Source organism: Vibrio fujianensis (genome assembly GCF_002749895.1).
Classification (GTDB): Bacteria; Pseudomonadota; Gammaproteobacteria; order Enterobacterales; family Vibrionaceae; genus Vibrio; species Vibrio fujianensis.
Genome location: NZ_NBUS01000038.1, coordinates 61,861 through 68,159 on the forward strand (window position 1 = coordinate 61,861; position 6,299 = coordinate 68,159).

General features: G+C 45.1%; 6 protein-coding genes. 3 read left to right on the forward strand and 3 right to left on the reverse strand.

All coding sequences use genetic code 11. The features are described from left to right. The 3 genes from B7C60_RS04225 to parC all read left to right on the forward strand — a co-directional run. The coding region (locus B7C60_RS04225; RefSeq protein WP_245868521.1) for a YqiA/YcfP family alpha/beta fold hydrolase at window positions 1–429 on the forward strand (429 nt) is incomplete at its 5' end. 218 nt (window positions 430–647) lie between these two features. After that, on the forward strand, window positions 648–2,540 hold the full coding sequence (gene parE, locus B7C60_RS04230) for a DNA topoisomerase IV subunit B (protein WP_099610685.1): 1,893 nt from the start codon (window positions 648–650) through the stop codon (window positions 2,538–2,540). Then, complete coding sequence (parC, locus tag B7C60_RS04235; RefSeq protein WP_099610573.1) at window positions 2,541–4,814, forward strand: DNA topoisomerase IV subunit A; 2,274 nt, start codon at window positions 2,541–2,543, stop codon at window positions 4,812–4,814. Window positions 4,815–4,875: 61 nt separating this feature from the next. On the opposite strand, the gene yacG is transcribed toward parC, so the two are convergent. The 3 genes from yacG to coaE form a co-directional block, all read right to left on the reverse strand. Further along, complete coding sequence (yacG, locus tag B7C60_RS04240) at window positions 4,876–5,073, reverse strand: DNA gyrase inhibitor YacG (protein WP_099610574.1); 198 nt, start codon at window positions 5,071–5,073, stop codon at window positions 4,876–4,878. Between the two features lie 58 nt (window positions 5,074–5,131). After that, window positions 5,132–5,872, reverse strand: coding sequence for a cell division protein ZapD (zapD, locus tag B7C60_RS04245; protein WP_099610575.1), 741 nt, complete (start codon window positions 5,870–5,872; stop codon window positions 5,132–5,134). A gap of 25 nt (window positions 5,873–5,897) precedes the next feature. Next, window positions 5,898–6,299 (reverse strand): dephospho-CoA kinase (gene coaE, locus B7C60_RS17795; protein ID WP_245868523.1); only part of this gene is annotated, 402 nt, incomplete at its 5' end.

The following is a 6,299-nucleotide window of genomic DNA, read 5'->3' on the forward strand; positions in this document are numbered from 1 at the left end:
TTACTGTTACAGATGGTTGCGGCATACCAAAAGCAATATCGTATTGGTTTGGTGGGGAGTTCGTTAGGTGGCTATCTGGCAACCTGGTTGAATGCTCAATTTTCTTGCCCGGCGGTGCTGGTAAACCCTGCGGTTAGGCCTTACGAATTACTGGCCGATTTTCTTGGCGAACAACAAAATCCATACACTGGTGAGCGCTATGTGCTGGATCATTCGCACATTAAAGAGCTAAAAGCGCTGGATGTTCCCGTGATTCACAATCTCGATCAATTTTGGTTACTACAACAAATGGGTGATGAAGTGTTAGACTATCGCCAAGCGGTAGCCAAATATCAGCACGCTCGACAAACGGTGGAGCCAAACGGTAATCATAGTTTTGTCGATTTTGAACGTTATCCTCAGCAAATTATTCAATTCTTAAATCTTTGAGGATGTCATTGAGGGAAGAGTCATAAATTTATCCCTTGCTAACGGATGTCACTTGACATCTCAAGGGCTCTTCCTGAGTATGTTTCTCTTGTTCTTTCTTCGCTTATGGCTCTATATCATTGGGTGTTGTGCATTTTTAGTGACAATTTTCTTGTAGATAGAGCATAAACGAATAGTAAAGTAACCCTAATTATTTTTCGATAAAAGCATTCCGTATGATGACTGAACAATATAATGCTGGAGCCATTGAAGTTTTAAATGGCTTAGAACCAGTACGTCGCCGACCTGGGATGTATACGGATACCACGCGCCCTAACCACTTAGGGCAAGAAGTTATCGACAACAGTGTCGATGAAGCGTTAGCCGGATACGCTACTAAGGTTCAGGTGATTCTTCATGCCGATCAATCACTAGAAGTTATTGATGATGGGCGTGGTATGCCAGTAGACATTCACCCAGAGGAGAACGTCTCTGGGGTGGAACTGATCTTATGTAAATTACATGCCGGTGGTAAGTTTTCTAATAAAAACTATCAATTTTCTGGTGGGTTACATGGGGTAGGGATTTCGGTGGTGAACGCCTTATCCAAACGCATTGAAGTCACCGTTCGCCGTGATGGGCAGATCTATGAGATTGCCTTTGAACATGGCGACAAAGTTTCTGACCTTACGGTCACCGGTACTTGTGGGCGGCGCAATCGAGGAACATCGGTTCATTTTTGGCCTGAAGCGCGTTACTTTGATTCTGCTAACTTCTCCGTTTCACGTTTAATCAATAATTTACGAGCTAAAGCGGTTTTATGCCCAGGGTTAGAAGTCACTTTTACCGATAAGGTGAATGATAACGAGTACCGCTGGCTTTATGAAGATGGTTTAAAAGACTATTTAGCGGAAGGGGTTAAAGGTTATACCTTACTGCCAGAAGAACCGTTTACTGGCGAGTTAAAAACAGACATTGAAGCGGCCAACTGGGCGGTTATTTGGCTTCCTGAAGGGGGCGATTTAATTACCGAAAGTTATGTTAACTTGATCCCAACCCCGCAGGGCGGTACGCACGTTAACGGATTACGCCAAGGCTTGCTGGATGCGATGCGTGAATTTTGTGAGTTTCGTAATTTGCTACCGCGTGGGGTCAAATTAACCGGTGAGGATGTGTTTGATCGTTGTGCTTATGTGTTATCGATCAAAATGCAAGACCCTCAATTTGCCGGACAAACGAAAGAGCGGCTCTCTTCTCGTCAAACCTCCTCGTTTGTCGCTAGCGTGGTAAAAGATGCGTTTAGTTTGTGGCTCAATGAAAAGCCTCAACTCGCTGAATTATTAGCAGAAACATGTATTGCCAATGCGCATCGTCGTATGCGAGCCAGTAAAAAAGTGGTTCGTAAAAAAGTCGCCTCGGGCCCAGCGTTACCGGGTAAATTAACCGATTGTTCTCAGCAAGATCTTAGCCGTACTGAACTTTTCTTAGTCGAAGGGGATTCTGCAGGCGGAAGTGCCAAACAAGCACGTAACCGAGAATTCCAGGCCATTATGCCTTTGCGCGGTAAGATCTTAAATACATGGGAAGTGTCTGCTGATCAAGTATTGGCTTCACAAGAAGTACATGATATTTCAGTTGCTTTGGGGATTGATCCTGATAGTGATGATCTTGATTCACTGCGCTATGGCAAAGTTTGCATCTTAGCCGATGCGGACTCCGATGGGCTACATATTGCCACACTGCTTTGTGCTTTATTTACGCGTCATTTCCGCGCTTTAGTTCGAGCTGGTCATGTCTATGTCGCCATGCCGCCACTTTATCGGATCGATTGTGGTAAAGAAGTGCATTATGCCTTGGACGACGGTGAAAAAGACGCCATTCTTGAGCGCTTAAGCCAGAAAAAAGCCAAGATCAACGTCCAGCGATTCAAAGGGCTAGGCGAAATGAACCCGTTGCAATTACGGGAAACCACCATGGATCCAAACACTCGTCGTTTGGTGCAATTAACCATTGATGATGATAAAGAAACCGATGAAATGATGGATATGTTGCTGGGGAAAAAGCGTGCTGATGACCGTCGAAATTGGCTTCAGCGTTATGGTGATATGGCTGATATAGCAGAGGTGCAATAAATGTCGACAGAAATTAATTTTGACGGCGTCGAGCAACTAGCACTGCGTAAGTTTACCGAAGACGCTTATTTAAATTACTCCATGTATGTCATCATGGACCGCGCCTTGCCCTACATTGGGGATGGGCTAAAACCGGTTCAACGGCGTATTATTTATGCAATGTCTGAGCTTGGGCTTTCTGCATCTGCCAAATACAAGAAATCGGCGCGTACGGTTGGTGATGTATTAGGTAAATATCACCCGCATGGTGATTCCGCCTGCTATGAAGCAATGGTGCTGATGGCCCAGCCCTTTTCCTATCGTTATCCGCTGGTGGACGGCCAAGGTAACTGGGGGGCTCCGGATGATCCTAAATCTTTCGCGGCTATGCGTTATACCGAAGCGAAGTTATCAAAATTTGCTGAAATCTTACTCGGTGAATTAGGGCAAGGAACCGTTGAGTGGCAAGCAAACTTTGACGGCACGATGAAAGAGCCGAAAATGTTGCCCGCACGTTTGCCGCACATCTTACTCAATGGCGTGACTGGGATTGCGGTGGGCATGGCTACCGACATCCCACCACATAACGTGCGGGAAGTGGTCGCGGCAACGATCCATTTAATTGAGCATCCGAATGCCGCTTTACCCGACTTGATGCAGTACATCAAAGGGCCTGATTTTCCTACTGAAGCGGAAATCATCACCCCGCAGGTTGAGCTAGAGAAAATGTACAAAACCGGACGTGGCAGTGTAAAAATGCGTGCGGTATGGCATAAAGAAGGCTCCGACATTGTTATTTCCGCCTTACCCCACCAAGTGTCAGGTGCAAAATTATTGGAACAGATTGCCAACCAGATGCGGGCGAAAAAACTGCCGATGGTGGAAGATTTGCGCGACGAGTCGGATCATGAAAATCCCACGCGTATCGTGATTGTACCGCGTTCCAATCGGGTGGATTGTGATACCTTGATGAACCACTTATTTGCTTCGACGGATCTTGAAAAAAGTTATCGAGTTAACCTGAATATGATCGGCCTCGATAACCGACCTCAAGTGAAAGGATTAACCCAAATTCTTTCTGAGTGGGTTGAGTATCGTCGTACGACGGTGCGTTCTCGTTTGCAGTTTCGTCTGGATAAGGTCTTAGCTCGCTTACATATTTTACAAGGTTTATTAATCGCTTATCTCAATATTGATGAAGTGATTGACATTATTCGCCAAGAAGATGAACCCAAACCGGTGTTAATGCAACGTTTTGGAATTAGCGATATTCAAGCGGATGCAATTCTTGATACCAAGTTGCGTCACTTAGCTAAATTAGAAGAAGTGAAAATCCGTGCGGAACAAGAGCAACTAGAGAAAGAGCGCAAGCAGTTAGAAGAACTGCTGGGTTCTGAACGCCGCTTAAATACCTTACTGAAAAAAGAACTCAAAGCGGATGCCGAGAAATATGGCGATGATCGCCGTTCACCTATTGTGGAGCGAGCGGAAGCGAAAGCATTAACCGAACGTGATTTAATGCCGAGCGAGGCGATTACGGTTGTTTTGTCTGAAAAAGGCTGGATCCGCCATGCTAAGGGGCATGATGTCGATTGCCAGAGTTTGAGTTATAAGGCAGGAGATAACTACTTAGCCCATGCTTGCGGTAAAAGTAACCTGCCTGTAGTGCTGCTCGGTAGCGATGGGCGCAGTTACTCGCTTGAGTCTCATACTTTGCCATCTGCTCGAGGGCAAGGTGAACCGATTACCGGACGGCTTAACATCACCGAAGGCAGTTCCATTCGCCAAGCGATCATGGGCGAAGAGGAGCAATTATGGTTGGTCGGTTCTGATGCTGGGTATGGTTTTGTCTGTAAAGGAGCTGATTTACTGTCGAAAAATCGCAGTGGTAAAGCCTTAGTCAATTTACCGGAAAATGCAGAAATTTTAGCACCGCAAGCGGTGAACGATTTGGATCATGACGAGATCTTAGCGATCACCAACCAAGGACGAATGCTGCTCTTCCCGATTAAAGATCTACCGCAATTGAGTAAAGGTAAAGGGAATAAGATCATCAATATTCCAAGTGCCAAAGCGAAGGCTCGAGAAGAGGTGGTTTCTCACTTAATGGTATTGCCGCCAGGTGTTTCTATTACGTTATATGCGGGAAAACGTAAGTTAGGTTTGAAATCGGCCGATCTGGATAACTTCCGAGGTGAACGTGGTCGTCGGGGAAGTTTACTTCCACGAGGTTTACAACGGGTCACCAGTATCGATATTGACGCGGATCCAAGCCAAGCGTCGAGTGAAGAATAAATCCGTAGCAACAAATAATAAAGCCCCATTTTGGGGCTTTATTATTATAAACAGGAATGAGCTAATGATGCTCTTCTGACCAGCCATCGCTGTCCAACATATCAGGGGCACCGGGAATGGCATTTTCTTCATTGGCCCAAGTGCCAAAATCGATCATTTGGCACTTTTTACTGCAAAATGGACGGTAAGGACTCTGCTCTCCCCATTCTACCGACGCTCCGCATTGTGGGCATGTTACCACGGTCAGTTTTTTTGACATGGGTTCCTCTCCTCTTGATCAAAATAACATTTTGCTTGTTTAACAATATTTTGCTTGATTAACAACAGATTGCAAGCTCAAAAGGCACATTTTGGCTACTCGCTTGGCCGGAGTGAAAATCGATAAATTTAATCGCAAAACGATTTTTATGGCCAGAGATCATCGGATAGACGCCATAGGCTAACGGAATAGACAAACGAAGAATATTCGCGCCTTCAGCATCACTTTGATAAAAGCCGGATTGGGCAGTATGCGCTTTAAATTGACCGGTTTCTCGGGTTAATTTAAGCCATAATTTCAGGGCATCGGCCAGTGGTTGAAGGGCTAAAATCCACTGTTGGGCGTCTTGATTTTTTTGTTCAGCCGTCAAGTGAAGCCAGTAATGTAAGGCTGGGAGGTCGAAGCAGCAAGAGCCACCGGGTAAGTTAAATCGCTGTCGAATAGTGCTGAGAAAACGGTCTTCTTTCAACGATTGGCCAAAGCGTTCGCCCGCCATTAAATTACGGTGTACTTTATCGATGTCGGCTAATAAAGCGGTGAGCATATCTTGATCCACAGCCTCAATACCTTGCCACTGGCGGTAGGCGAGACGTTGTTTTTCAATGTCTTTGGCTAATTCACTTTTCAGTTGCATTTGATCGAAAATATCGAGTAGATCAAAAAGAGCGCGAAACAGTAATTGATGTTGGAGTTGGTCAGCTAATTGACAGGCTTGCTCCATTTGATTGAGCAACGCTTCTACCCGCAAATATATGCGAGTTTTTTCATTGAGCGGATGTTCAAACTTATGTGTGATCATGAAACTAGCCTTGGTGTATTTAGAACTATTCTGACTGATTTGTACTGCTTATGGCCAGATACTTTTGGTGCAATTTCGTGATTTGTGGCAAAAGTTTCTGGTTTTGTGCACTATTTTTAATCACATCATCAGCAAAAGCGAGTCGTTCAGCCCGGCTTGCCTGAGCGGATAATATGGCGAGTACTTGTTCCTTACTTACTTTATCTCTCGCCTGTGTTCGTTTAATTTGAGTTTGTTCATCGACATCGACCACTAAAATTCGATCCACCATCGACTGTAACTGGTTTTCTATCAGCAGCGGAACGACCAATAATGCATAAGGGGAGGTTACTTTTTGTAGTGCCTCACGCATTCTTTGATTAATCAGTGGATGTAATCGTTGATCGAGCCACTTTTTCTCTGCGGGTATGGCGAAAATTTGCTCGCG

Coding starts and splice junctions, on each gene's coding strand:
- parE (WP_099610685.1), top strand. CDS start 648: ATGACTGAACAATATAATGCTGGAGCCATTGAAGTTTTAAATGGCTTA.
- parC (WP_099610573.1), top strand. CDS start 2,541: ATGTCGACAGAAATTAATTTTGACGGCGTCGAGCAACTAGCACTGCGT.
- yacG (WP_099610574.1), bottom strand. CDS start 5,073: ATGTCAAAAAAACTGACCGTGGTAACATGCCCACAATGCGGAGCGTCG.
- zapD (WP_099610575.1), bottom strand. CDS start 5,872: ATGATCACACATAAGTTTGAACATCCGCTCAATGAAAAAACTCGCATA.